This window comes from Ruegeria sp. AI3 (genome assembly GCF_056541245.1).
Window position 1 is genome coordinate 1 of record NZ_JBQFYA010000092.1, and the last position, 564, is coordinate 564.

The following is a 564-nucleotide window of genomic DNA, read 5'->3' on the forward strand; positions in this document are numbered from 1 at the left end:
CGATCGCATAATGCAGCGGTTTATTGTGCAAGGGACGCTGCATGTGACGTACTCGGACGGGACACACCAGATTTATGGCGATGGAACGGCTCCATCGGCGCATATTTCCATTCGTGACGCCGCCCTGTTGCCGAAACTCGTGCGCAATCCGGAACTGGGATTTGGCGAAGGCTACATGGATGGCGCATTGGCGGTGGATGACGGGTCGCTCGAAAACGCCATGCGGGTCGCGATTCGAAATGCAGCCCAAGGGCGGCTGCCGGTCCTTCAGCGCGTGCAAGAGAGTTTTGCTTACCTTTTGCGCCCCATCACACAGCGTAATTCCGGCAATCTGTCCCGGCGAAACGTAGCACATCACTACGATCTTTCCGACGCCTTTTATAACCTGATGCTGGATCAGGACATGCAGTACAGCTGCGCTTACTTCGAAACACCACATGTGTCGCTGGAACAGGCCCAAAACGCCAAAAAGGCCCATATCGCGCGCAAACTGTACTTGGAACCCAACATGACTGTTGTCGACATCGGATGCGGGTGGGGCGGTTTGGCCCTGACGCTGGCGCG

1 protein-coding gene is annotated in these 564 nt (G+C 56.6%); it reads left to right on the forward strand.

The features are described from left to right. Nucleotides 1-10 precede the first annotated feature (10 nt). On the forward strand, nucleotides 11-564 hold a 554-nt coding region (locus ACRZ95_RS23215; RefSeq protein ID WP_480555764.1), incomplete at its 3' end, for a class I SAM-dependent methyltransferase.